Raw genomic sequence first — 23,394 nt, 5'->3', positions numbered from 1 at the left:
GCGACCATCCGCTGATGGACATTAACATAATATATTTCGTGGCTTATCTGGCGCGGCTATAGCGATGCGCATGATGAAGGACAGGCGTTTCAAGTCGTCGATCGTCATCGAGCCGCGGCTCGGCAGGGTGCGGGAAGTTCGCAGTCTGAGGGAAGCGGCCGAGGCGCTTCTGCGCGACTGGCCCGGCGATGATCTGCCGAAGCGGCAGAAGGCGATGGCGACCTGCCTCTCCGCATTGAAGGGCGACGTCCAGCCTCACCGCGCCCGCAGGGACTTCATCGAGGCCGCACGGGAAGCGCGCCTCTTGATGGGCGACTGACTTTCGCGACCGCGCCAACTGACGAGTTCCCGGTAGCCCCCGGGCCCGTCAGCGGTTGCGGGCCACGTCCCTGAGATAGCGGTCGACGATCGCCTCCATGTTCTTCTGGTAGTCGTCGCGCTGCCTGGCGCCGGTCTCGAACATGTCGCCGAAAAGATCGTCCCAGGGCGTGCGCGGACGGCCGCTTGGGTTCTCGCGCCGTTCTTCCTGGGGTTCTTCCGCCGCTCCGCCCGGCTGGGCCAAGCGCATCCAGTCTTCCATCATCTTGCCGAATGGATTGGCAGCGCTGGGGCTCTTTGCCGCCGGCTCGGGCTCCGGCGGCCGGCCGGAAGCGCCGGCAAACATATCCTGCATCATCCGCCCGAAGGGATTGTCCATCGGGTTCGCCTGTTCGGGAGCGCGCCGTTGCGGCTGACCGGTCATGGCGTCGGCGCCCTGCCGCATCATCTGGGCCATCGCGTCCGCCAACGGGTTGCTGCCGCCGAAGCTGGCGGAGCCGAAATTGGGCTGCACGGCCGGCCCGGGACCGAGCTGACCTGTCATCTGCTTGAAAAGCCCGCCCATGATCATGGATGCCATGGCGGGCAACATCTGCCGGATCAGCCCCTCGCCGAGGCCGGTCAAGGACGCCGCCTGCTGCGCGACGGCGCGCGACAGGTCCTTCGAGCCGAAAAGATGGCCGAGAACGCCGTTGCCGTCGGCGAGACCGGCCGGAGAAAACGCATTGGCCGGATTGTCGAAATAGTTCGCATGCTGACCGCTGGAAAGTGCCGCGATGAACGTCCCAAGGCCATAGGGATCGGAGGCGTTCTGCTTCAGCCCCTGGCTGAAGGCCGGCAGGACGGCCTCGACGGCCGCGCGCGCTTGCTGCTGCGAGAGCCCGAACTGGCGCGCCAGCGCCTCGAAAGCCTGGCCGTTCTGCGCGGCGAGCATGTCGTAGAGCGGCAGCATGGGATTTCTCCTCGAAGAAGCAATCACGAAAGGGTATCATTGCTCAAAGGGCGTTGCGAGACCCGGTTCCCGATCCTGGATGCATGCGCGTCCGACCCGGTGCCCGGAAAAGGACCACATGAAGAGACGCACACCTTCCGATCGAGAAGACCACGACGCTTCTGCGCCTATCGAAGCAAAGGAGAGGAATCCCTGCACGACGCCCGAGGCGGCGTCCGAACCTGCCGTGCGATTCTACCGGCGGCTGGCTCTCAAATTTGGGACGGACGTGGATCTGAAATTGCTCCTCAGGAACAACCGTCGTCCGCATCGGGGGCCGACCATCCCGTCCGATCCGATCCAGGCCACAACCGGCAACGAGCCGTAGAGCACATTCCCCTCAGTACGCATACTCCAGGAAAACGGGCTCGATCGAGCCGCCCCAGCGCGTGTGGTAGGCGGTGACCATCTCGTCGGCGGAGGTGGTGCCGCGGGCGACCACTTCGTCGAGCGGCGACAGGAAGTAGGTTTCGTCGAAGCCCTCGCGGTTCTCTCGGGCGCGGTTCTTCAGGCCCAAGCGCGAGATCGCCAGCACCTCTCGGGCAACCTCGCGTAACGTGCCGGAACCAAACGAGGTGTCGATGCCATCGCGGGGCACGGAATCGCGCTGCGCGAGCACGTCCTCGTAGGTCCAGGCCGATGTCAGCGCCTCCGCCGCATCCAGCGCCGTCTCGTCGTAGAGCAAGCCGACCCAGAAGGCGGGCAAGGCACAGATACGCCGCCAGGGGCCACCATCGGCACCTCGCATCTCCAGGAAGCGCTTCAGGCGCACGTCTGGGAAGAGCGTGGAGAGATGGTTCGCCCAGTCGCCCATGGTGGGAAACCCGTCCGGCACGGAGTTGCGCAACGCGCCGTCCATGAACTGGCGGAAGGTAACGTGGGTGCAGTCGTAATACCGTCCCCCACGGATAAGGAAGTACATCGGTACGTCGAGCGCCCATTCGGCATAGTCGGCGAAGCCGAACTCCGGCGAGAAGCACAAGGGAAGCAGGCCGGAGCGCTGGTTGTCCGTGTCGCGCCAGATATCGCCGCGCCACGACTTCAGGCCGTTCGGCCGGCCTTCGGTGAAGGGCGAATTGGCGAAGAGCGCGGTCGACAGCGGCTGCAGTTTCAGCGAGACCTGCATCTTGCGGCGCATGTCGGCCTCGCTCCCGAAGTCGAGATTCACCTGGATCGTGCAGGTGCGGTACATCATGTCGAGCCCCCGGCTGCCGACCTTGGGCATGTAGGCTCTCATGATGTCATAGCGCGATTTCGGCATGCGCGGCGTCTCGGCCAGCGTCCACTTGGGACTGCCGCCGAGGCCGAGGAAGCGGATGCCGAGCGGCTCGGCGATCTCGCGCAGTTGCGCTAGGTGCGCGTTGCCCTCGCGGCAGGTCTGGTGGATCGTCTCGACGGGCGCGCCGGAGAGCTCGAACTGGCCGCCGGGCTCCAGCGAGATCGCCCCCTGGCCGGTGGGTTCCACCAGCCCGATGATGCGGCCGGCGTCGAGAATCGGCTCCCAGCCCAGCACGCGCTGCATGCCTTCTAGCAACGCCTTGATGCCGCGGTCGCCCTCATAAGGAACGGGCGCATTGCCGTCGACGTAGAAGGGGAATTTCTCGTGCTCGGTGCCGATGCGCCACTTGTCCTTCGGCTTGCAGCCCTCGGCCATGTGCGCGACGAGTTCGTCGAAATTCTCGATCGGACGGGAATCGGTCGTGTCGCGCGCCATCGGCATTTCCTCGAGACGATACTGTCGGCCGATCTGGCGTCGGCGCGCGAGTGATGGCCGAACAGCGTGAGGAAGGGCAAGCGAAAAAAGCTGACGCTGCGTTCAAGCGGGGTTGAAGCGGGATACTCTACTGGAATCGTTCACGCGGCAGTGTGATCCGCCTTCGATATGGGAGACCTTTTCGTATGCTCTCCCTGTTTCAATATATCTATGTAATATTCTGATTCGAGTTGCTTATAACAATATAGTGCGCTATGAAAAAATAATAATAATTTGTGGGTGGAGAATAAGATGAACTTTCCAGCCGCCTGCCTGCTGATGATATCATTCCTATTCGCGGGAGCAAGCGCCTCCGAACTGATAGATGCCGGTGAAGTCGAGGTTCCGTACGAACCTCCCTATAAAAAGAAGAAGGCCAATTTCGAGCAGAGGACCAATATCAGCGGTATGTTCTGTCCGCATGCTAACTGGTGTGTGGCAGTGGCGAACGAGTTGCGCGGGGTTCACCGTTTTAGGATCGTCCGGGATGGAGAAAATCTTCCGACCCTGGTTCATGACGCCGCCATAGACATCGGAGAGCCGCCGCCCGAATTCCTGGAGGAGCACGGGTTGTCCGGAGCGCTCGATGAGTTCGATCTGGAGGCTGTCGCTGGCAATGATGATGTTGTGCTTCTGGTCGGCTCCCATGCCAGGAAGCGGAAGAAGGGCATATACAACTCCGGCTCGCACCTGGTTGGAATCTTGGCGACATCCGACCTGGAAAAGGATGTCCAAGTTAATGCAAGGTGGGTGACCTTGGATGCTCTTCTCAAACGGGAAGACATGGCCGGGGGAGCTTTCGACAAGCAGCTCCAGTGCGGCGGATTGAACATCGAGGCAGCCACGATCTTTGGAGATCGGTTGCTGATCGGCCTTCGCTCACCACATGGGACATACGAACAGTTGCATGGCGTGTTGGTCATCTCGACTGAGCTGAGCGGCCTTGAGAACGAAAACTTTACGAATGCCCGCAAACACCTGCTTGCCACTGGCCAACCTTTTATAGGCATCCGCGCGCTGGAAACGGTGGATGAATCTGTCTTCGTCATCACGGGTGACGCAGGTACGAGCGACTTGGAAGATGGTGCGGCGCGGGAGTGCGAACGAACCTCAACAAGGAAGTTCCCGGGCGGCCGTTCAGGCTGCGCGTCTGGAAACCGGACAATGGGGATCGGTTTGAGGACTTCGTCATTGACTTTCCCGATGTCATAGGCAGGGACAGGGAAGACGAGCCGGTTCTCGCGAAGCTGGAAGGGCTTGCCGCGGACCCGGGGCGTCGCGGCGGCTTCTTCATCGTACATGATGGCAGCAACTTGGTGCGCTACATCGACGGTGTGCCACCGCAGTGATGCCACCGCCGCACACCTGATAACGAGTCCTGAGTTGGCTGCAGGATTTTGCAGTCAAGCCGCCCAGCGCTCGACATCCCCGCTTTCGCCGATCAGCGCCAGACCGTGGGCGATGGAGAGAAGCTCACCGCCGCTCTCGATCCTAGATGCGTCGAAGCAGCGCTCGAAGATGCGGCGGACCGCCGGAACGAAGGATGTCCCGCCGGTCAGGAAAACCTTGTCGACGGCGTTGGCCGCTGTCCCGGTTGTGGCGAGAACCTCGTCGAGGGCGCCTTCGATGCGTGCGAGGTCGTCGGCGATCCAGGTCTCGAAATCCGCGCGCCTGACGGTCTTGCGGCCGGCCGGGCCGAGCGGATCGAATTGGAACTCGGCCTCCTCCGCCTCGGACAGGGCCATCTTGGTTTCCGAGATCGCCTGGTAGAGCGGATAGCCTTCGTCATACTCGATGAGGTCGATGAATAATTCGAGCTTCTCCGGCTCCGTGGAATGCCGCACCAGGCTCTTCAGATCCGCGAACTCCCGCGTGGTCTTGAAGATCGACAGCTGGTTCCAGCGCCCGAAGCTGGCAAAGTAGCTGCCTGGGAGGTCCAGAAGCTTGCCGAAGCTCCTGAACCGGCTGCCCTTTCCGATTTCGGGCGAGACCAGATTGTCGACCATGCGGTAATCGAAGTGGTCGCCGGCAATGCCGACGCCGGAGTGGCCGACTGGCGTCGAGCGCAATTCTCCCGCATGCCTCTCGAAGCGGATCAGCGAGTAGTCGGTGGTGCCGCCGCCAAAATCCGCGACCATGATCGTGGCGTCGCTTTGGAGCGACTGCGCGAACCAGTATGCCGCCGCGACCGGCTCATACACATAGTGGACTTCCGGAAAGCCGAAGCGATCCAGCGCCGTCCGATAGCGCTCCAGCGCCAGCCGCTCGTCCGGGTTGGCGCCGGCGAAGCGCACCGGGCGGCCAACGACGAGGCGCGCGACGTCGGAGGGCCAACCGTCGCCGGCATAGACCTGCAGCCGGCGCAAAAACGTCTCCATCAGGTCCTCGAAGGTCTGCTTCCGTGCGTGGACGATCGTCGCCTGGAAGGCGGCGCTGGCGGCGAAGGTCTTGATCGACTGCAGGAACCTGCAGTCGCCGGGATGGTCGACGAAGAGGCGGATCGCGGCCTGTCCGGCCTCCACCCGCAGGGACGCGGTGCTGCGGCCCTCCTTCATGAAGCCCAGCGCGGTGCGCATCGTATCGGTCGTCCCGGCATCGGAGGTGAAGGGGATCGACTGCGTGGCAGCGCCGGCCGCCTCTGCGACCGCCAAGACCGTGTTCGTCGTGCCGAAATCTAGCCCGAGCGCGCGTGCCATGGCTAACGTCCTTCCTGTCAGCTTCCTGATGTGTGCGGGGCGAGGTCCACCCGGTCTGGGGAAGGGCGTCGCGCGGTCCCCGGAACGAGGCAGCGCTGGTCGCATGGACGAACTTCCTTGGCAAGAGGCGAGGCGGCTGCTCGCTGGGAGCCGCAAGTGCGCTAGCGCCAGTCCCCGATCGTCGCCTGCACGACCGCGAGCGCGGCGACGGCGGCGGTGTCGGCGCGCAGGATGCGCGGTCCGAGCGGGATCGGCGTCACATAAGGAAGCCCCCGCAGCTGGTGGCGCTCGTCTTCGGAAAAGCCGCCTTCCGGACCGACGAGCAGCCCCAGCCTTGGCTCCTCGACGCCGTGCAGGATTTCCAGCGGGTTGTTTGTCGCCACGCCCTCGTCGCAGAAGATCAGGCGTCGGCCTGGCTCCCATTCCCAAAGAAGTCGCTCCAGCTTGATCGCCTCCTTCACCACCGGTACGGCGAGGATGCCGCACTGTTCGGCGGCTTCCAGTGCATTGGCCTGGAGGCGCTCGACACCGACCGTCGACATCTGCGTGTGCTGGGTGATCACCGGCTGGAGGATGCCCGCGCCCATCTCCACCGCCTTCTGCACCATGTAGTCGAGGCGGCCCTGTTTCAGCGGCGCGAAGCAGTAGAGAAGGTCGGGCAGCTTCGGCTGGGCGCGCGTCTGCGCGGTCGGGACGATCTGGGCCTTCTTCTTGCCAGTCTCGCCGATGGCCGCCAGCCATTCGCCGTCGCGGCCGTTGAAGACGAGGAGTTCGGAGCCGGGGGTCATCCGGAGCACGTTCAGGAGATAGTGAGCCTGTGACTGTTCGGCATCGAACGGCTTTCCCTGGGCGAGATCCGCCGTGACGAAGAGCCTCTGCATCCTGTAATTCGCGCGCATGGCGGCGTCCATGCGGGAGGCTTGTGGCGCGGTCAAGGCAGAGCGGAACAAGGGTTGCCGGAGCCGGCCGCCGGTCAGGCGATGCGGCGTTCGACGCGGTTGCGGCCGGCATCCTTGGCGCGGTAGAGCGCGGCGTCCGCCTCCCGCATCAGTTTTTCGTATTCGTCGCCCGATGCCTCGCGCCAGCTGTAGCCAAGGCTGACCGTCAGGCGCAGGACGCGGTCCCCATAGCGGAAGATGGAGGCATCGACGGCCATGCGCAGTCGTTCCGCCAGAAGTGCTGCGTCTTCCTGCCCCGCGTCGGGCATGAAGATCGCGAATTCCTCGCCGCCGATGCGGCCGACGAGATGATGATTTTCAGCCGCCTCCCGGCACAGAGCGGCGCACTGGCGCAGCGCTTCGTCGCCGGCGGCGTGGCCGTAGCGGTCGTTGATCTGCTTGAAATGGTCGATGTCGAGCACGACGATGGCGCTGGTGGCGCTCGAGGCGAGTTTCTGGCGCGCGAGTTCCTCGAAGGCGCCGCGGTTCAGCAGGTTGGTCAGCGCGTCGTACATGGCTGAAACGCGCAGCTTGGCGGAATTCCGCTCATAGGCGATTGACAGCGCGAAGGCACCGCTGGCGCAGGTGTAGACGAGGCCGAGCATCAGATGGGTGGTCAACAGGATGTCGTCTGGGAAGTAGTCGCTCAGTGTCTCACCGCTGACGAAGCCCTGGATCGTGCGCACGCCGAACGAGGCGGCCATGAAAACGTAGGCGCCGGTGAGGCCGTATCGGGACGGCAGGGAATCGGCACGGTCGCGCCAGAATTCCCACGCGGTGGCGATGGCAAGCACCGTCAGCAACAGGTTGGTGCTCGTGTAGACCAGACTGCGCGAACCGATCAGCGGAGCTGTCATGCAGATTGCGAATATCAGCAGCGCCGGCCCCCACACGACGAGTTTGGCGGGATGGCGCCTGCCGAATTCGCGCGACGCCTGCCATCTGAGCCCGAAGCCGGCGAGGAGCAGGCTGTTGGGCACGGCGGCGAATACCGACTGCAACATCGATTCCGCGAACATGTAGAGCAGGATGGCGCAGGCGATGACGAGGTTGGCGGACGCCCACGATTTCCAGTAACGCTGTCCGTGTCCGTCGCGGCCGGCAAAAAGAAACGCGGCCGCCATGATGACCATGCAGACGGCATTGGCGGCAAAAAGCGTGAAAGTGTCGAGCTTGTACGTGCCGCTCACCTGGCGTGGATCCCCCGTCTGTCCCTTCACTATGACCGGGCAGGCCTACCTTCGCGTTACGCAGGATGGTTTCGACAAGCTTAACGGGCCGACGGGTGCCAGACCGGCCGGTATCCCGCGGCCAGGGCCCCGACCGTTGCGGTAGGCGTCAGAAGCGTCGCCGCGTGTGTTTTGGGTGGCGATTCCGGATTGCGATAGCCTTCGAAGGTCCATTCGAGCGGTTGTCCCTCGCGGATTGCAAAACACCTGCCTGCGGCTTCCACCATCGCCCCGTCGGGCAGCGACCGGATATGCCCGACGCCGACCGATTCCCCGCCCGCGGCACGTCTTTGGCCGTGGAGAACGGCATCCATCTCTGGCGCGCTCACGGACTCCCGCTTCCGCGCGGCGGCGAAGCAGCGGGCGAATTCCTTCGCCGCGTCGCGCCGGCAATAGTAGCAGGGGCGATGGCCGGCGGCGAGCGCGGTGACCTCGTCGAGGAAGAACAGTTCCGTCCAGCCGGCACCGCCCGAGGGCGCGTTGCGCCCCATCACCTCGCGCCTGCGGCCACGAAAGTCGCAGGCGCAGACGATCCATGCCTTGGTGGTCCAGCGGCGCGAAAGCAGTGTTCTTGTCTCGGGATCGTGGATAACGCCGCGATTGCCCGTGAACAGGCCTCTCGCGGGATGGGCATGGATGTCGCCGAACGGGTCGACGCGGTTTCGGAACGGCATCGCCTTCTTCTTCTCCCGGACGCTCTTGCGCGCCGGGTCGTGCATGCTAACGCTGTGGCGATCCCTTCCGCCACCCGAAATCCCGGCCCATGCGCATTCTCACGATCCAGAACTTCGACGATACCGGCCTCGGCCAGATCGGCTTTGCGCTGGAAGAGGCTGGGGCAAGTGTCGAACTCGTTCGTGCGCACAAGGGAGAGAGGCTGCCAGCGCTGGAGGACGGCCATGACGGGCTGATCGTGCTCGGCGGCGGCCAGAATGCCCTGGCGGATGCGGAGTATCCCTACATGCCGCAGCTGGTCGAGCTGATGCGAGATTTCGCGGTCGCCGACCGCGCGGTGTTGGGGGTCTGCCTGGGCGCGCAGTTGCTCGCGCGCGCCTTCGGGGCGGACAACCTGATCGGCGCGGCGCCCGAATTCGGCTGGCAGGAGGTCGAGTTGACGCCGGAAGGCGCCGCCGATCCTGTGCTGGCCAAGGTGCCCGGGCGCTTCCCGATCTTCCAGTGGCACGACGATACCTTCACCTTGCCGAGAGGCGCGGTCCGGCTCGCCGGCAACATGACGGCGCACAACCAGGCTTTTCGCGTGGCGCGCGCGGCCTATGGCATCCAGTTTCATTTCGAGGCCGACCGGAAAATGGTTCGGCATTGGAACAGCAGCTTCGCCGCCTACCTCGCGGAACGCCATCCGGACTGGCCGGACCGGTTCGAAGCCGAGGCGGCGCGGCACGGGCCGCAGGCGGACGCCGCGGGCCTCGCAATTGCCCGGGCCTGGGTTGCGACCGTCTGAGGCCGGCTCAGTCCCAGATCTCGACCTCTGCGCCTTCCTCACGCAGCTTCTCGGCACGCGCGGTGATGAAATCCTGAAAGTGCCGGTCGCGCCAGGCGCCGGTCGCGACATAGTCGAACATCGACGCGAAGTGGAAGGGCTTGAAATAACCCGGCATCACCGCCGCTGCCGTCGTGTTGGCGGGCTCGCCCGCTGGATCCGCGTCCCTGGGGATGAAGATAAGCGTCGGCGTGAAGACCACGCCCCATTTGCGGGCGAGCTCGCGCTCCGGCAGTTCCTCGCCGTCCGTGTCGGTCACGGCGCGGCTGCCGCGCAGGTCGAGTTGAAGCACGTCGAACGTCGCCCTGATCTGCTCCACGATCGCGGCATCGCGCAGGTTCACCCGGTGCATCTCGCGGCAGTAGGGACAGCCCGACTGTTCGAACACGACGACCAGCCCCTTGCCGTTGGCCTGCGCCTCGGCGAGGTCTTCGCCGATGTCGAGGAACGACTGCAGGAACCAGTCTTGGACATGGAGGCCGTCGTCGCCGAGCTGGGGCTCGGGGAGAAGCTCCACGTCGGACGTCGCGTGGGCTGCGACCGGCAAGGAGAGGAGAAGCGACAGCACCGCGATCAGCAGCCGTGACATTTTTGATACGCCTTCCGGAATCCATGTGGAAGATTTCACGGAAGTCTAGCACCGTTCCCGCTACCACACTATGGACACGCCGCCCGAGCCGATCTGCGATGGGAACTTTCGGACCCTCCAAGCGTATTCACGGCAGAATCGATCCCGTTACGAACTCCGTGCGGCGATGAAACTGAATAGTAACCGCGATCGTGTCGAATGCGACGCAACGAGAAACTGAGATGACACCCGTGAAAGCCACGCTTCTCTCCTTCTTCATGCTCTCCGGAATCGTGCTCTGGGGTGCGGGAATATACGCCGCCGATGCGGCTTCCGGGCATCAGGTCGTCGATGGCTACGGCGTCAGCGCCGGCAGCCGCTAAGGTTGCTTCTCGGATTCGTTTCCAGCGCTTAGCGGAACGTCTTCAACTTTCGCCAGAAGTCGAGATAAGGCGCTTCTCCCCGGCGTCTATCACCAGTGCCGTCAGTATTCCGGACTGGTAGGCGAGGGTGTCGAGGTTGACCCGGTTCGGCATCACCTGCGGTTCATGGTGCGGCGTGTGGCCGTGGACGACGACCTTCGGATGGAGGTGCGGCCAGTCCAGGAATTCTTTCCGAATCCAGACGAGATCCTGAAGGTCCTGCCGTTCAAGTGGAACGCCGGGGCGTATGCCCGCGTGGCAGAAGAAGAAGTCGCCTAATGTCACGGAGGGCGGCCTTGTGGCCAGGAAAGTGGCATGTTCTCGCGGCACAGCGCGGCAAAGATCCCCGTGCGCTTCGACGAAACCGCTACGGTCCCTGCCTGCGATGACGACGCCATAGGATGCGGCGGTCTCCCGGCCTCCGAAATTGGCGAACAATCCCGTGGGGTCAGGCTTGGCAAGGAATTCGAGGAAACCGAGATCGTGGTTCCCCGCCAGCGCAATGTGGCGCTCGTCGGACGCAATGGCGTTGATCAGGAAATCGAGCACGCCGGCCGAATCCGGACCACGGTCGACGTAGTCGCCGAGATGCACGATGCGCCAGTCGGCGGGCCTGTCGCGCTCGATCTCCTGGCGGATGGTGTCATGCAGGCGGCGGAGCAGGTCGAGGCGCCCATGAACGTCGCCGATTGCGTAGACGCGGATGTCTTCCGGCCCCGCTGCCTTCAGGAAGTGAACGCCCAACTACCCCACCACGATCAGATGGACAGCACGGGGGCCGTGGGCGCCCAGGATGATCTTCTGCTCGATGTCGCCTGACCGGGACGGACCGGTGATGAGGTTAAGCGTGCGCGGCATCTCGCCCTTGCCGAATTTCCGGCGCACGCGCGCCATGACGCTTTCGAGATCGCCCGCGATGTCCTTCGCATCGACGACGACGATGTGATGCTCGGGCAGGAAGTTGATGGTCGTGGGGTTTTCCTTTCCCGACGTCATAGCCACCGTGCCCGTCTCCGCGACGCCAGCGAAGGCATGGCTGACGCCGGTTTCGTCGAAGCCGTCGGAGGGCCCGCGTTTCACCTCGATCGAGCGATGCTTGTCCCAGGGCATCGACTTCAGCCGGCGGTCATCGCCGAGGCGGATCGAGGAGGGCAGGTTCTTCGCGCGCAGATATTCGCCGACCGCCTTCGGCACCCGGTCGTGGGATCGCACCCGTACGACGGAAGCGGTCACCTTTCGCGCCATTTCGCAGAAGAGTTCGACGCGCGCCTCGTCGTCGAGTTGGCCGCGGGCGGGGATGATGCCCTTCGGCGGGCGCGAGAGCCTGGTCTCGACCGCGCTGCGGCGCGCCTCGTCGCTGCCGCCTCCGGCAAGCGCGCCGCGGATCTTTGTCATGATCGCGTCGCGGGGGCTCATGAGGGCGCTCCCTGCTTGAGTGTATCCCGCTCGCGCCACTGCTGGCGGAAGGTACGGGTCTCCGGTGCCGGAAGGTCGCGGTGCCTCGTCCAACTGCCGGCCAGCGGCAACCAGGAGAAGCGGCGCTTCCTGCCGCCGAGCACGCCGAGAACGGGAATTCCGAGCGAGACGGCAATATTGTACGCCCAAGGCCGCTTGGCGAACCAAGCCCAGAATCCTAGGCCGTAGCGCTGCGTAGCGGGATTCAGTCCTCGCTCGAACTCCTTCTCGCGCCAGTGGCGCATCATCTTGGGCAGCGGGATCTTCATCGGGCAGACCGCTTCGCAGCGACCGCAGAAGGTAGAGGCGTTCGGCAGATGCCCGCCCTTGTCGACGCCGATCAGGGCCGGTGTCAGCACCGCGCCCATCGGGCCGGGATAGACCCAGCCGTAGGCGTGGCCGCCGATCGCGTGATAGACCGGGCAGTGGTTCATGCAGGCGCCGCAGCGGATACAGCGCAGCATCTCCTGGAACTCTGTGCCGAGCATGGACGAGCGTCCATTGTCGAGCAGGATGACGTGATACTGCTCGGGCCCGTCCGGATCGCCGTTTCGCTTCGGTCCGGTCGACAGCGTCGTGTAGACGCTCATGTCCTGGCCGGTCGCCGAACGCGCGAGCACGCGCAGGATCTGGCTGGCGTCGTTCAGTGTCGGCACGATCTTTTCGATCGATGCCAGCACGACATGCACGCGCGGCAGGATCTGGGTGAGATCGCCGTTGCCCTCGTTGGTGACGATGATGGAGGAGCCGGTCTCGGCGACGAGGAAGTTGGCGCCGGTGATGCCGACATCGGCTTCGAAGTACTTGGCGCGCAGGATGCGCCGTGCCTCGTCGAGCAGCGTCTCCGGTTCGGTCAGGTCACGGTCGGGCGCCAGGTGGTCGTGGACGCGGCGGAAGTCGGCCTCGACCTGGTCCTTGTTGACGTGGACGGCGGGCGCGATGATGTGGCTCGGATGTTCGCCGCGCAGCTGGATGATGTACTCGCCGAGGTCGGTCTCGATCGGCTGGATGCCGGCCGCTTCCAGGAAATCGTTGAGTTCGATCTCCTCGGTGATCATGGACTTGCCCTTTGTCACCGTGCGGGCATTGGTCATGCGGCAGATGTCGAGCACGATACGGCGCGCGTCCGCGGCCGTCTCGGCCCAGTGGACATGGCCTCCGGCCGCGGTCACCTGCTTCTCGTAGGCTTCGAGATAAAGGTCGAGGTTCTCCAGCGTATGGTTCTTGATGTCGCGGGCATTGTCGCGCAGCGCATCGAATTCGGGCAGTGCGTCGACCGCCTTCTGGCGCTTGTCGATGAAGCCGCTACGCACGTTGCCAAGCGCCTTCTGCAACTGGGCGTCGTCGAGCGCGTGTCGGGCGTTTTGCTTGAAGGATGGGGAGGTGATCTGCATGGTCAGCCCCTCCCGCCGATCGGCGCGGTGTCGGTCATGCCGGCCAGCACCTCGGCGACGTGGCGGGCCTCGACCCTGGAGCCCTGGCGCTTAAGTTTGCCCGCCATGTTCATCAGGCAGCCAAGATCGCCCGCCAGCAGCGTCTCGGCACCGCTCGCCTCGATCGTGCGGGTCTTGGTTTCGACGATGGCGTTCGAAACGTCGGGATACTTGACGCAGAAGGTGCCGCCGAAGCCGCAGCAGACGTCGGCGTCGGGCATCTCGCGGATTTCCGTCCCCTCCATGGAGGCAAGCAGGGCGCGCGGCTGGTCCCTGATGCCGAGTTCGCGCAGGCCCGAGCAGGAATCGTGATAGGTGACCGCGCCGGCATTGGCCGCCGTCACCCTGTCCATGCCGCGCACGTCGACGAGGAACGAGACGAGTTCGTGGACCTTGGCAGAAAACGCTTTGGCCCGCGCCCCCCATGCTGGGTCGTCCTTGAATAGCGCCGGATAGTGCTTCTTCAGCATTCCCGCGCAGGAGCCGGACGGCGCCACCACATAGTCGAAGCCCTCGAAGGCGCGGATGGTGTTTTCGGCGATGGCGCGCGTGTCGGCTCGGTCGCCCGAATTGTAGGCCGGCTGGCCGCAGCAGGTCTGCGCCATCGGCACGTCTACGGCGCAGCCGGCGTCCTCGATGAGCTTCACCGCAGCGAAGCCGACCACCGGCCGGAAGAGATCCACCAGGCAGGTCACGAAGAGGCCCACCGTCGGTCTGTCGTTCGTCCCGTTCAATGCGCGTTCCCCATTGTCTTTCTCGTTTCGGAGCCGTTGCGGTGCATCAGCCTCAGCCGCGAGACCTTATGCCAGCCCTCGCTGCGTTCCGCCTCGCTCATGGCGCGCTCCACATAGTCGATATGCTCCCGCGCCGCGGCGCGGGCCTTCGACGGATCGCCGGCGACGACCGCCTCGCCGATCGCCAGATGCTGGGCGAGCAGGTCGTCGCGCGCGCCGGGCAGGGCGTAGATCAGCGTGCGGTTGACGAAGACGTCGTCTGCAAGCAGCCGATAGCAGGAGCGTAGCGTGTGCAGCAGGATGATGTTGTGCGCGCTTTCGCCGACGGCGCCATGGAGTTCGACGTCGAGGGCGGCCTCTTCGGCGAAATCATCGCCATTGTGGGCCGCCGTCATTCGGCCGAGCACGTCTTCGATCATCGTCCGGTCATCCGGCGTAGCGCGGCGGGCGGCATATTCCGCCGCCACCGCTTCCATCTCGCGCCTGTATTCGAGGTAGTCGCGGGCGGCTTTTTTGTGCGTCGCGATCAGGTCGAGCACGGGCCGCGTGAAGACCTCGCCGATGATGTCGGCGACATGGGTGCCGCCGCCGTGGCGCGAGACCAGCAGGCCGCGCGCCTCCAGTTCCTTCAGCGCGTCGCGCAGGATCGGCCGCGACACGTCGAACCGGCGGGAAAGCTCGCGCTCCCCGGGAAGCCGGTCGCCTGCGCGGAAAATGCCTTCGAGGATCAGTCCCTCGATCTGATGGACCACCTCGTCGGACGTGCGCGAATGCTCGATGGGGGCGAAGATTTCTTCCATGATGATGCTTGCCGCTGCGGCGGCAACCTAGTGCGATCACCGATAAGTGGTCAATTTATTTATCCAGTCTCCTCGTGGGCTCGCAAGGGAGAAGCGGTCAAAGGCAACTTGCCGCGCCCGGAAAAAGTGGTAAAGGAATTTGACCACTTGCCGAGGAGGCCTTCATGACCGGACTGGCGATGCCGAAACCCGATGCCGCGACATTGGCGCGGCGCGTGGAGATTGTCGAGGACATGAAGATCATCGTGCCGAACGAGGGCGTGGTCGACGCCGTCAACGGCATGCGCGCCTTCGAGTCGGACGGACTGACCGCGTATCGGCAACTGCCTCTGGTCGTCGTCCTGCCCGAGACGACAGCGCAGGTCGCGCGCATCCTGAAGTATTGCAACGACCGCAACATCCGCGTCGTGCCGCGCGGTTCCGGTACGTCGCTCTCCGGCGGCGCGCTGCCCCTGGAAGATGCGGTGCTGCTGGTGATGAGCCGGTTCAACCGCATCCTCGATATCGACTACGCCAACCGGACCGTGACCGCGCAGCCCGGCGTCACCAATCTCGGCATCACTCATGCGGTCGAGCAGGAAGGCTTCTACTACGCGCCGGACCCTTCTTCCCAGATCGCCTGCTCGATAGGCGGCAACGTGGCGGAGAACTCCGGTGGGGTGCACTGCCTGAAATACGGATTGACGGCGAACAACGTGCTCGGCATCGAGATGGTGCTGATGGACGGCGAGGTCGTGCGGCTCGGCGGCAAGCATCTCGACGCCGAAGGCTACGACCTGCTCGGCATCATGACCGGCTCGGAAGGGCTGCTCGGCGTCGTTACCGAAGTGACGGTGCGCATCCTCAAGAAGCCGGAGGCGGCGCGCGCGCTGCTGATCGGGTTCCCATCCAGCGAGGCGGCGGGGCAGTGCGTGGCCGACATCATCGGCGCCGGCATCATTCCCGGCGGCATGGAGATGATGGACGGTCCGGCGATCCGCGCGGCGGAAGATTTCGTCAACGCAGGCTATCCGCTCGACGTCGATGCGCTGCTGATCGTCGAACTCGACGGTCCGGGGCCGGAAATCGACCATCTGATCGGCGAGGTACAGCGGATAGCGCAGGAAAACGGTTCCACGACCTGCCGCGTGTCGACCTCGGACGAGGAGCGCATGTCCTTCTGGGCCGGACGCAAGGCGGCCTTCCCGGCGGTTGGGCGCATTTCGCCGGACTACTACTGTATGGACGGTACGATCCCGCGCAAGGAACTGCCGAAGGTTTTGGCCGGCATGCGCGAGATGTCGGAGCGCTACGGGCTCGGCGTCGCCAACGTCTTCCACGCCGGTGACGGCAACCTTCACCCGCTGATCCTCTACGATGCCAACAATCCCGGGGAACTGGAGAAGGCTGAGGCCTTCGGGTCCGACATCCTCAAGCTCTGCGTCGAGGTCGGCGGCGTGCTGACCGGCGAGCACGGGGTGGGCGTGGAGAAGCGCGACCTGATGGGAACCATGTTCAACGAGGCCGACCTCGACCAGCAGATGCGGGTGAAATGCGCCTTCGATCCGAACCATCTGCTCAACCCCGGCAAGGTGTTTCCCCAGTTGAGGCGCTGCGCGGAATTGGGGCGCATGCATGTCCACCGGGGGCAGATGGCGTTTCCGGAGATACCGAGGTTCTGATGGCGTCTTGAAAGTAAGGCATTTTTGCCTTACTTGATATGGCTTCCGACGGAGGTGAATTGTGACGACGCTGACGGTGACCGCAAAGGGCCAGGTGACCCTCAAGAAGGAACTGCTTCAGCATCTCGGTGTGAGGCCGGGCGAGAAGGTTGAGGTCGATCCCTTGCCTGGCGGAAAACTCGCCATCAGCGCCGTTCCGCGAAGCGGTGTATGGGAGGATATCTTCGGCCTGCTAGCGGGGAAGACGGAGAAGGTCGCGACGATCGAAGAGATGAACGAGGCCATCCGCAAGGGTTGGGCTGGCGAGAAGTGAAGATCATAGCGGACACGAACATTCTGGTGCGGGTCGTCGTCGCCGACGACGTTTCGCAGGCGCAGATCGCGTTGCGCATCCTCGCCATAGCGGACGCCGTCATCATTCCACTGCACTGCTTGTGCGAGTTCGCCTGGGTTCTCGACAGGACATACCGGCTGCCGCGCGAAAGTGTGGCATTGTCCATCCGGGCGATCGTCCAGCGAGCGAACGTCACCACCGATTTCCGTGCCGTGGATGCGGGTCTAAATGTGCTGGAAGCCGGCGGCGACTTCGCAGACGGGGTCATTGCCGCAGTCGGCATTTCGATGGGTGGCGAGACTTTCGTGTCCTTTGATGGCAGAGCCGTGGATCGTGTCATCGCGATCGGAATTCAGGCCCGCAACGCGTTGGACTTTGCATGACGACCTTCACCCCCACCACCGCCGACGAAGTGCTCACCGCCGTCCAATGGGCCGCTGGCGAGGGCGAGCCTCTTGAGATTGTTGGGCAAGGCACCAAGCGCGGTATCGGCCGGCCGGTGCAAACGGAGCATGTGCTCGATCTGTCCGGACTGTGCGGCGTGACGCTCTACGAACCGGAGGAGCTGGTGCTGTCGGCTCGCGCCGGTACGCCGCTTGCCGAAATCGAGGCGCTGCTTGACGCGAGCGGCCAGGAACTCGCCTTCGAACCGATGGACTACGGTCCGCTGCTCGGCGGCGAGGCGGGAAACGGGACCATCGGCGGCGTGCTGGCGGCGAACCTCGCGGGGCCGCGACGGTTGAAGATCGGCGCTGCCCGAGACCACATCCTGGGCATCCGTGCCGTATCGGGTTGGGGCGAAGCCATCAAGTCGGGCGGTCGGGTGGTGAAGAACGTGACCGGCTACGATCTCTCGAAAGCCATGGCAGGGTCCTGGGGCACGCTGGCCGCCGTGACCGACGTGACCTTCAAGGTACTGCCGAAATCCGAGACCGAGACCACGCTGGCCTTGCGCGGCCTCACCGAGGAAGAGGCGGCGGCTGCCATGGCCGCCGCGATGGGCTCGAGCGCAGAGGTGTCGGCAGCAGCGCACCTGCCGGAAACGGTGACGGGCAGGGTGCTGGACGGCGCGCTTTCGGGTGCCGGTTCGACCCTGCTGCGGGTCGAGGGCTTCGGGCCGTCGGTCGTCTATCGTGCGACGATGCTAAAGGACATGTACCGGTCGATCGCGATCGACGAACTGGAAGATGACCGTTCAAGGACTCTGTGGCGCGAGGTGCGCGACTGCATGCCATTTGCCGACGGAACGCACAGGCCCATCTGGCGAGTCTCGATGGCGCCGGGCGAGGCCCATCGGATGGTCATGGCTTTGCGCATGGAAGCTGCAGCCGATGCGTTCTATGACTGGCAGGGCGGACTGGTCTGGCTCCGGCTGGAAGGAGACAGCGAGGCGTCGGCCGTCCGGCGGCTGGTGAAGCAATTTGGCGGCGGGCACGCCACGCTGGTGCGGGCCGGCCTCGCCGAACGCGCTGCCGTGCCCGTGTTCCAGCCGCAGCCGCCCGCACTCGCGGCGCTATCGGCTAGACTGAAGGAACAGTTCGACCCGAAAGGCATCCTCAATCCGGGGCGGATGGGGTTGCCGGAGGCGTCGACGCAGGCTGGGTCGATTGCAAAGGAGGCGGTGTCGTGAGCGAAAACAACCCGCCGGGCGGTCGTCAGACGGATCGCTGGCTGGAACCCGGGCGTACCAACGTCCAGATCGTGTACATCCTTTTTCTGGTCGGCTTCGCCATCGGTTTCACTCCGCTTATCGGCATCGTTCTGGCCTACATCAATCGCGGCAAGGCGGGTGGTTGGGTCGACACGCACTATACCTGGGCGATCCGCACGTTCTGGATCGGCTTGCTCTACGCCTTCGTCAGCATGGTGCTCGCCTTCGTTCTGATCGGCTTCGTGCTGATGATCGCGGTGGCCGTCTGGTTCGTGATAAGATGCGTGATCGGGCTGCAGGCTGCGAGCAGCAACGAGCCGATCAGGAACCCGGGAAGCTGGGTGATCTGAACTGTTTGAGGATCAGTCAAGGAGGTCGAGCGATGGGTGTTGATGATGTCCTGAGCCAAGACGCGGCGATCATGTCAGGAGCAGTTGTCTTCAGGGGAACCCGCGTACCGGTCTCCGCGCTCTTCGCTTATCTCGGGGCTGGCGACTCGCTCGACGAATTCCTGCTGGATTTTCCCACTGTCGAGCGGGAGCAGGCCGAAACGGCGATTCGATTGGCCGGAGAAGACCTGGAACGCCTCGTTGACAAGCGGGCTGCGTGACCGCGCTGCTCGACGAGTCCGTTCCTTTCCGACTCTCCAGGAAATTGGCAGAGCGGGGCTGCATGGTCGCAGGGTTTCCGAATGACTGGAAGGGTTTGAAGAATGGCGAGTTGTTGCAGCGGCTGCGGGAACGCGAGATAGCGTGCCTGGTTACGTGCGACAAGAATCTCCGATACCAGCAACGGATCGCTGCAAGTGGCATCGGCCTGGTCGTGCTGCCGCGCCAGCGCTTCGGGGACCTCATGCCATTTCTCGATTCGATCGTTGAAGCAGTGGCTTCGGTTCGACCTGGCAACGTTCTGACGGTGACTCCGGACGGAAAGATATCGAGCGACTGATCAAATCATGCAGACCTCCTTCACCCCCGACCAGCTCGCCGATCCGCATGTTGCGGAATCCGAAAAGATCCTTCGCAAATGCGTGCATTGCGGGTTCTGCACGGCGACTTGCCCGACCTACGTGACGCTCGGCAACGAGCTCGACAGCCCGCGCGGGCGCATCTACCTGATCAAGGACATGCTGGAAAACGGCCAGCCGGCGGACGAGGAGGTGGTCACCCATATCGACCGTTGTCTCTCCTGCCTCGCCTGCATGACGACCTGCCCATCGGGCGTCAACTACATGCACCTGGTCGACCATGCCCGCGCGCATATCGAAAAGACCTATCGGCGGCCGCCGATCGACCGGCTGACGCGCAGCGTGCTTGCGGCCGTGCTTCCGCATCCGGCGCGGTTTCGCGCTGCCCTGTCGCTCGCAAGGCTCGGGCGGCCGTTCGCGCCGCTGCTAAACGCGGTGGGATTGAAGCCCTTCGCCGCGATGCTGGCGCTGGCGCCCGACAGCGTACCGCCGAAATCGTCCTCCGCCGAACCGGGAACGCGCGCAGCGGCTGGCGCCCGGCGTGGTCGCGTTGCGCTGCTCTCGGGCTGCGCGCAGCCGGTGCTGAAGCCCGGTATCAACGAGGCCACCATCCGCCTCCTGACGCGTCTCGGCATCGAGGTTGTGCTGCCGAAAGGCGAGGGCTGCTGCGGTGCGCTGGTGCACCACATGGGTCGCGAGGAGGATTCGCTCGCCGCCGCGCGGCGCAACGTCGACGTCTGGACGGCGGAGATCGAACGGGAGAGGCTGGACGCGATCGTCATCACCGCGTCGGGTTGTGGCACGACGATCAAGGATTACGGTTTCATGCTGCGGCTCGATCCCGCCTATGCGCAGAAGGCCGCGCGGGTGTCGGCGCTGGCGAAGGACGTGACCGAGTACCTTGCCACGCTCGACCTTCCCGCTCCGGACGAAGCGCCTGGGCTGACGGTCGTCTACCATTCCGCGTGCTCGATGCAGCACGGACAGAAGATAACCCGACAGCCGAAGCAGCTTCTGGCGAAAGCCGGGTTCGTGGTGAAGGATCCGCGCGAGGGACACCTGTGCTGCGGCTCGGCCGGCACCTACAACATCCTGCAGCCGGAGATCGCCGCTCGGCTGCGGGACCGCAAGGTGAAGAACCTCGAGGCGACCGGCGCGAATCTGGTGGCAACCGGCAACATCGGCTGCATCACCCAGATCGCGTCGGCGGCGAAGATGCCGGTGGTGCATACGGTCGAACTGCTCGACTGGGCGTACGGCGGACCGAAGCCGGAGGCACTCGACGACAACAACAGCGATTACACTGGTACGTTTAGCTACTGGTTCAGCGGAGGTCTTCTCCCCGCAATGATCGATTCGCAGCTGGCGAAACGCAGGAAGAACCGGCGGGAGCGATCCAGCCAAGCGCAATAGACGCCACGCCCGATCCTTGGCTGTCCGGCCATTCTTCTTCGCCGCAGCATGAACCGGATCCAGACGAGATACATGGTGATGCCGTGGAGGCCGGGGGCAGCGAGAATGGGGGCAGGCCGCTGGACTGTTCGGCGCTGGGCGAACCGACGGTGATTCCCAGCGTGGCATTCTGGACGCCCGTCTCGATGGCAATCGCCGGGGACCGGCTATGGTCGAGCGCCGACCTTTGCCATTGGCATGCCGACCGCGAGCAGGACGAGATTGAGGACGATGAGAGCCGGGCCGAGCGACGACAGGTTGGCTACGAGGAGCGACCAATTCGAGGCTAGCGCGCCAGCGCCAGCGGCAGGAATAGGGACAGGATGATGTCCATGGTGGCGTTCCCTCCCTCGCGCAGCGTTTCCCCTCGCTCTTCCAGCAATCTTCCTACATCGGTTCCGGCACGAAACGAAACGGCTTCCCGACCGTCTCAAACCGGCACGGCGGCGGGACGTACGAGGCTGCGGCGCCAGAACATGAAGGGAAGGACGATGAAGTACATCATCACGCCGTAGACGCCGGCTGGAACGCTGTAGACCGGCACGACGGCGTCCGGTCCGGCAATCAAGGCGCCGACCGTGATGCCGATGGCGGCATTCTGGATGCCGGCGTCGATGGAGATCGCCGTCATCTGCGCCGGCTCCAGCCCGGCCAGCGCTGCCAATGCGAGCGCCCCCGCCAGCAGGCCTACCACGAGCGCGACGATGCTGGGTCCCAGGATCGGCATGGTCGACACGAAAATGCTCCAGTTGACCAGGAGCGCGCCTGATACGATCGCAACCAGAAGAAGCACGCAGAGCTTGCGGATAGGAAGATCGATTATCCCGGCGAGCGCGGGCGCGTAGCGCCGGACCAGCATGCCAGTCACGACGGGTATCGCCGTCAGAGCGAACATCGAGAGGCCAAGCGACGTGACGTCGATTTCGGGGGCTTCCGCACCGAGGAAGCGATTGACGAAGTAGGTCGCGAACAGCGGCAGGGTCGCGACGGCGGCGAGGCTGGAAATGCCGTTCAGCGATATGGAAAGCGCCACGTCGCCACGGGAGTACCTGGTCATGAGGTTGGCGGTGGGACCGCCAGGACACAGGGACAGGATCATGAGCCCGAGCGCCAGGTCGGGCGCCAGACCGAATGCGAGGACTACGACGTAGGCGATCGAAGGCAGGAGGACGAACTGCACGGTAAGGCCGACCGCGAAGGCTTTGGGGTAGCGGCCGAGGCGGGCGAAATCGTCGAGGGCGAGGCCGAGCCCCAGCGAGAACATGATTACGACCAGGACGAGCGGCAGAAAAACGGTGATGGTGATGCTCATGGCAGGGACCTCCTCGGAGCATTTCTCGTGGCGGCTGCCACGTCGGGCTCACCAGTGGCCCTAAACCGAAGGACGGCGCGCTCCGGCGCGCCGTCCCTGGTGCCCGCGTCCCGGCCGGACAAATCCCCTCGTCCGGCCGCCCCCGCGCAGTGTTGTGCCGGTCGGCCCGGCGGCAGGTGGATCAGATGACGATCACCTTGGTGCCGACGCCGACGCGTTCGTAGAGTTCGATCACATCCTCGTTGCGCATGCGGATGCAGCCCGACGAGACGGCCTGGCCGATCGTCCAGGGCTGGTTCGTCCCGTGGATGCGATAGAGCGTTGAGCCGAGATAGAGCGCCCGGGCACCGAGCGGGTTGGCGGGACCGCCAGCCATGTGGACCGGGAGTTCGCGCCCCTTTGCGCGCTCACGCGCGATCATCTCTGCCGGGGGCCGCCAGTCCGGCCATTCGCGCTTCTGGGTGATCTTGTGGGTGCCGGCCCATTCGAAGCCCGGCTTGCCGGTGCCGACGCCATAGCGCCGCGCCTTGCCGCCGGGCTCGACGAGGAAGAGGAAGTTCTGGTTCGTATCGATGACGATCGTGCCCGGCTTTTCGGGACCGTTATAGGAAACCGTTTGCGGCAGGAAGAGCGGGTTGATCTGCGGCTCGACCGGCTTGGCGGCCGGCCGGGCGACGGCAGCGGTCTGCAAGCCGCGATCGAAAGCCGGCTGGCGGACGCGGGGATGTGCCATGACGCGCAGGGCGTTCCGGTCGATCGTCACCCGTTCACGCGCGGGATAATAGGCCTGTCCGCGCTCCTGCGTTCGCACGGCACGGCGCTGCGGCTTGTTTCCCAGTTGCAGGACCCAGGGGGCCGACAGGTCGGGACTGACCACGAGCGGCGGACGCTGTCCGTAGCGTTCCTGTGCCGCGGCGGGCGGAGTTGATAGCGCGGCGGCAAGCGCCGCGCAGGCAAGCAGTATGGATCTCTTCATCGGACGTACTCTCCACGGATCGTTCGACATCCGGACGCGCGGCCAGTTGGGGCCACGTCCGAAACCACTGCGAGTGTCGGGGAGAGGGGGAGTCGGAATGGTGAATCGGAAACGCTAAAAGGCGCGAATGTCAGGAAAGGTTTCGGTGTGGTTACCGCGTGGTTCAGGAATCTGGTAAAGCGCCGCTTAAGCGCGGTCGCGCG

At 64.5% G+C, this 23,394-nt stretch carries 27 protein-coding genes; 13 read left to right on the top strand and 14 right to left on the bottom strand.

Features of this window, described 5'->3' with window-relative positions; genetic code table 11:
* Positions 1-64: 64 nt before the first annotated feature.
* Complete coding sequence (locus BSQ44_RS19310; protein WP_114580001.1) at positions 65-319, top strand: DUF982 domain-containing protein; 255 nt, start codon at positions 65-67, stop codon at positions 317-319.
* A gap of 48 nt (positions 320-367) precedes the next feature.
* On the opposite strand, the gene BSQ44_RS19305 is transcribed toward BSQ44_RS19310, so the two are convergent.
* Complete coding sequence (locus tag BSQ44_RS19305) at positions 368-1,270, bottom strand: DUF937 domain-containing protein (RefSeq protein ID WP_072606749.1); 903 nt, start codon at positions 1,268-1,270, stop codon at positions 368-370.
* A gap of 118 nt (positions 1,271-1,388) precedes the next feature.
* On the opposite strand from BSQ44_RS19305, the gene BSQ44_RS19300 reads away from it, so the two are divergent.
* Complete coding sequence (locus tag BSQ44_RS19300) at positions 1,389-1,637, top strand: hypothetical protein (RefSeq protein ID WP_072606748.1); 249 nt, start codon at positions 1,389-1,391, stop codon at positions 1,635-1,637.
* Positions 1,638-1,649: 12 nt separating this feature from the next.
* Here the strand turns inward: BSQ44_RS19300 and BSQ44_RS19295 are convergent, their stop codons facing one another.
* Positions 1,650-3,023 carry a glutamate--cysteine ligase gene (locus BSQ44_RS19295; protein ID WP_072606747.1) on the bottom strand — a complete coding sequence of 458 codons (1,374 nt, stop codon included), beginning with the start codon at positions 3,021-3,023 and terminating at the stop codon, positions 1,650-1,652.
* 291 nt (positions 3,024-3,314) lie between these two features.
* Between BSQ44_RS19295 and BSQ44_RS19290 the strand changes: the two genes are divergently transcribed.
* On the top strand, positions 3,315-4,274 hold the full coding sequence (locus BSQ44_RS19290; RefSeq protein ID WP_072606746.1) for a DUF3616 domain-containing protein: 960 nt from the start codon (positions 3,315-3,317) through the stop codon (positions 4,272-4,274).
* Between the two features lie 191 nt (positions 4,275-4,465).
* Here the strand turns inward: BSQ44_RS19290 and BSQ44_RS19285 are convergent, their stop codons facing one another.
* From BSQ44_RS19285 to BSQ44_RS19270, 4 genes are all read right to left on the bottom strand, one after another.
* On the bottom strand, positions 4,466-5,758 hold the full coding sequence (locus BSQ44_RS19285; protein WP_072606745.1) for an Hsp70 family protein: 1,293 nt from the start codon (positions 5,756-5,758) through the stop codon (positions 4,466-4,468).
* A gap of 161 nt (positions 5,759-5,919) precedes the next feature.
* Entirely contained in the window at positions 5,920-6,657 is a 738-nt protein-coding gene (locus tag BSQ44_RS19280) for a 16S rRNA (uracil(1498)-N(3))-methyltransferase (RefSeq protein WP_072606744.1), read from the bottom strand.
* Between the two features lie 74 nt (positions 6,658-6,731).
* A complete protein-coding gene (locus tag BSQ44_RS19275) occupies positions 6,732-7,886 on the bottom strand; it encodes a GGDEF domain-containing protein (protein WP_072606743.1) in 1,155 nt (384 codons plus the stop codon).
* Between the two features lie 80 nt (positions 7,887-7,966).
* Positions 7,967-8,599 (bottom strand): hypothetical protein, encoded by a 633-nt coding sequence (locus tag BSQ44_RS19270; protein ID WP_072608163.1) that lies wholly within the window; start codon positions 8,597-8,599, stop codon positions 7,967-7,969.
* Positions 8,600-8,688: 89 nt separating this feature from the next.
* Between BSQ44_RS19270 and BSQ44_RS19265 the strand changes: the two genes are divergently transcribed.
* Positions 8,689-9,387: a type 1 glutamine amidotransferase gene (locus BSQ44_RS19265; protein ID WP_072606742.1), complete on the top strand. Its 699-nt coding sequence runs from the start codon at positions 8,689-8,691 to the stop codon at positions 9,385-9,387.
* A gap of 7 nt (positions 9,388-9,394) precedes the next feature.
* Here the strand turns inward: BSQ44_RS19265 and BSQ44_RS19260 are convergent, their stop codons facing one another.
* Entirely contained in the window at positions 9,395-10,015 is a 621-nt protein-coding gene (locus BSQ44_RS19260; RefSeq protein WP_083534820.1) for a thioredoxin family protein, read from the bottom strand.
* A gap of 221 nt (positions 10,016-10,236) precedes the next feature.
* Between BSQ44_RS19260 and BSQ44_RS27245 the strand changes: the two genes are divergently transcribed.
* Positions 10,237-10,377, top strand: coding sequence for a hypothetical protein (locus tag BSQ44_RS27245; protein WP_169858317.1), 141 nt, complete (start codon positions 10,237-10,239; stop codon positions 10,375-10,377).
* A gap of 42 nt (positions 10,378-10,419) precedes the next feature.
* On the opposite strand, the gene BSQ44_RS19255 is transcribed toward BSQ44_RS27245, so the two are convergent.
* The 5 genes from BSQ44_RS19255 to BSQ44_RS19235 are packed head-to-tail and all read right to left on the bottom strand — an operon-like array spanning position 10,420 to position 14,838.
* Positions 10,420-11,160, bottom strand: coding sequence for a metallophosphoesterase (locus BSQ44_RS19255; protein WP_072606741.1), 741 nt, complete (start codon positions 11,158-11,160; stop codon positions 10,420-10,422).
* The gene (locus tag BSQ44_RS19250) at positions 11,161-11,832 is read right to left on the bottom strand and encodes a LutC/YkgG family protein (RefSeq protein WP_072606740.1); all 672 of its coding nucleotides are present in this window, start codon (positions 11,830-11,832) and stop codon (positions 11,161-11,163) included.
* Complete coding sequence (locus BSQ44_RS19245; protein ID WP_072606739.1) at positions 11,829-13,265, bottom strand: LutB/LldF family L-lactate oxidation iron-sulfur protein; 1,437 nt, start codon at positions 13,263-13,265, stop codon at positions 11,829-11,831. The genes BSQ44_RS19250 and BSQ44_RS19245 overlap by 4 nt, the downstream gene beginning before the upstream one ends.
* Positions 13,266-13,267: 2 nt before the next feature.
* Positions 13,268-14,038, bottom strand: a complete 771-nt coding sequence (locus BSQ44_RS19240) for a (Fe-S)-binding protein (RefSeq protein ID WP_072606738.1) — start codon at positions 14,036-14,038, stop codon at positions 13,268-13,270.
* On the bottom strand, positions 14,035-14,838 hold the full coding sequence (locus tag BSQ44_RS19235; RefSeq protein WP_072606737.1) for an FCD domain-containing protein: 804 nt from the start codon (positions 14,836-14,838) through the stop codon (positions 14,035-14,037). Before BSQ44_RS19235 ends, BSQ44_RS19240 begins: the two co-directional genes overlap by 4 nt.
* 164 nt (positions 14,839-15,002) lie before the next feature.
* Between BSQ44_RS19235 and BSQ44_RS19230 the strand changes: the two genes are divergently transcribed.
* The 8 genes from BSQ44_RS19230 to glcF all read left to right on the top strand — a co-directional run bounded on the left by BSQ44_RS19230 (position 15,003) and on the right by glcF (position 20,864).
* A complete protein-coding gene (locus BSQ44_RS19230; protein WP_072606736.1) occupies positions 15,003-16,499 on the top strand; it encodes an FAD-linked oxidase C-terminal domain-containing protein in 1,497 nt (498 codons plus the stop codon).
* A 61-nt stretch (positions 16,500-16,560) separates the two neighbouring features.
* Complete coding sequence (locus BSQ44_RS19225; protein ID WP_072606735.1) at positions 16,561-16,812, top strand: AbrB/MazE/SpoVT family DNA-binding domain-containing protein; 252 nt, start codon at positions 16,561-16,563, stop codon at positions 16,810-16,812.
* Positions 16,809-17,216 carry a type II toxin-antitoxin system VapC family toxin gene (locus BSQ44_RS19220; protein WP_072606734.1) on the top strand — a complete coding sequence of 136 codons (408 nt, stop codon included), beginning with the start codon at positions 16,809-16,811 and terminating at the stop codon, positions 17,214-17,216. The genes BSQ44_RS19225 and BSQ44_RS19220 overlap by 4 nt, the downstream gene beginning before the upstream one ends.
* On the top strand, positions 17,213-18,463 hold the full coding sequence (glcE, locus tag BSQ44_RS19215; RefSeq protein WP_072606733.1) for a glycolate oxidase subunit GlcE: 1,251 nt from the start codon (positions 17,213-17,215) through the stop codon (positions 18,461-18,463). The genes BSQ44_RS19220 and glcE overlap by 4 nt, the downstream gene beginning before the upstream one ends.
* Positions 18,460-18,834, top strand: a complete 375-nt coding sequence (locus tag BSQ44_RS19210) for a DUF4870 family protein (protein ID WP_072606732.1) — start codon at positions 18,460-18,462, stop codon at positions 18,832-18,834. The genes glcE and BSQ44_RS19210 overlap by 4 nt, the downstream gene beginning before the upstream one ends.
* A gap of 32 nt (positions 18,835-18,866) precedes the next feature.
* Complete coding sequence (locus tag BSQ44_RS19205) at positions 18,867-19,094, top strand: DUF433 domain-containing protein (RefSeq protein WP_072606731.1); 228 nt, start codon at positions 18,867-18,869, stop codon at positions 19,092-19,094.
* Entirely contained in the window at positions 19,091-19,432 is a 342-nt protein-coding gene (locus BSQ44_RS19200; protein WP_072606730.1) for a hypothetical protein, read from the top strand. Before BSQ44_RS19205 ends, BSQ44_RS19200 begins: the two co-directional genes overlap by 4 nt.
* A gap of 7 nt (positions 19,433-19,439) precedes the next feature.
* Entirely contained in the window at positions 19,440-20,864 is a 1,425-nt protein-coding gene (gene glcF, locus BSQ44_RS19195) for a glycolate oxidase subunit GlcF (RefSeq protein ID WP_083534819.1), read from the top strand.
* Positions 20,865-21,333: 469 nt separating this feature from the next.
* On the opposite strand, the gene BSQ44_RS19185 is transcribed toward glcF, so the two are convergent.
* Positions 21,334-22,215 carry a bile acid:sodium symporter family protein gene (locus BSQ44_RS19185; RefSeq protein ID WP_072606728.1) on the bottom strand — a complete coding sequence of 294 codons (882 nt, stop codon included), beginning with the start codon at positions 22,213-22,215 and terminating at the stop codon, positions 21,334-21,336.
* A gap of 181 nt (positions 22,216-22,396) precedes the next feature.
* On the bottom strand, positions 22,397-23,191 hold the full coding sequence (locus tag BSQ44_RS19180) for a L,D-transpeptidase (protein ID WP_072606727.1): 795 nt from the start codon (positions 23,189-23,191) through the stop codon (positions 22,397-22,399).
* Positions 23,192-23,394 lie beyond the last annotated feature (203 nt).

Origin of the sequence: Aquibium oceanicum (assembly GCF_001889605.1) — a bacterium.
Classification (GTDB): Bacteria; Pseudomonadota; Alphaproteobacteria; order Rhizobiales; family Rhizobiaceae; genus Aquibium; species Aquibium oceanicum.
This window is presented reverse-complemented; position numbering and strand designations above follow the sequence as displayed.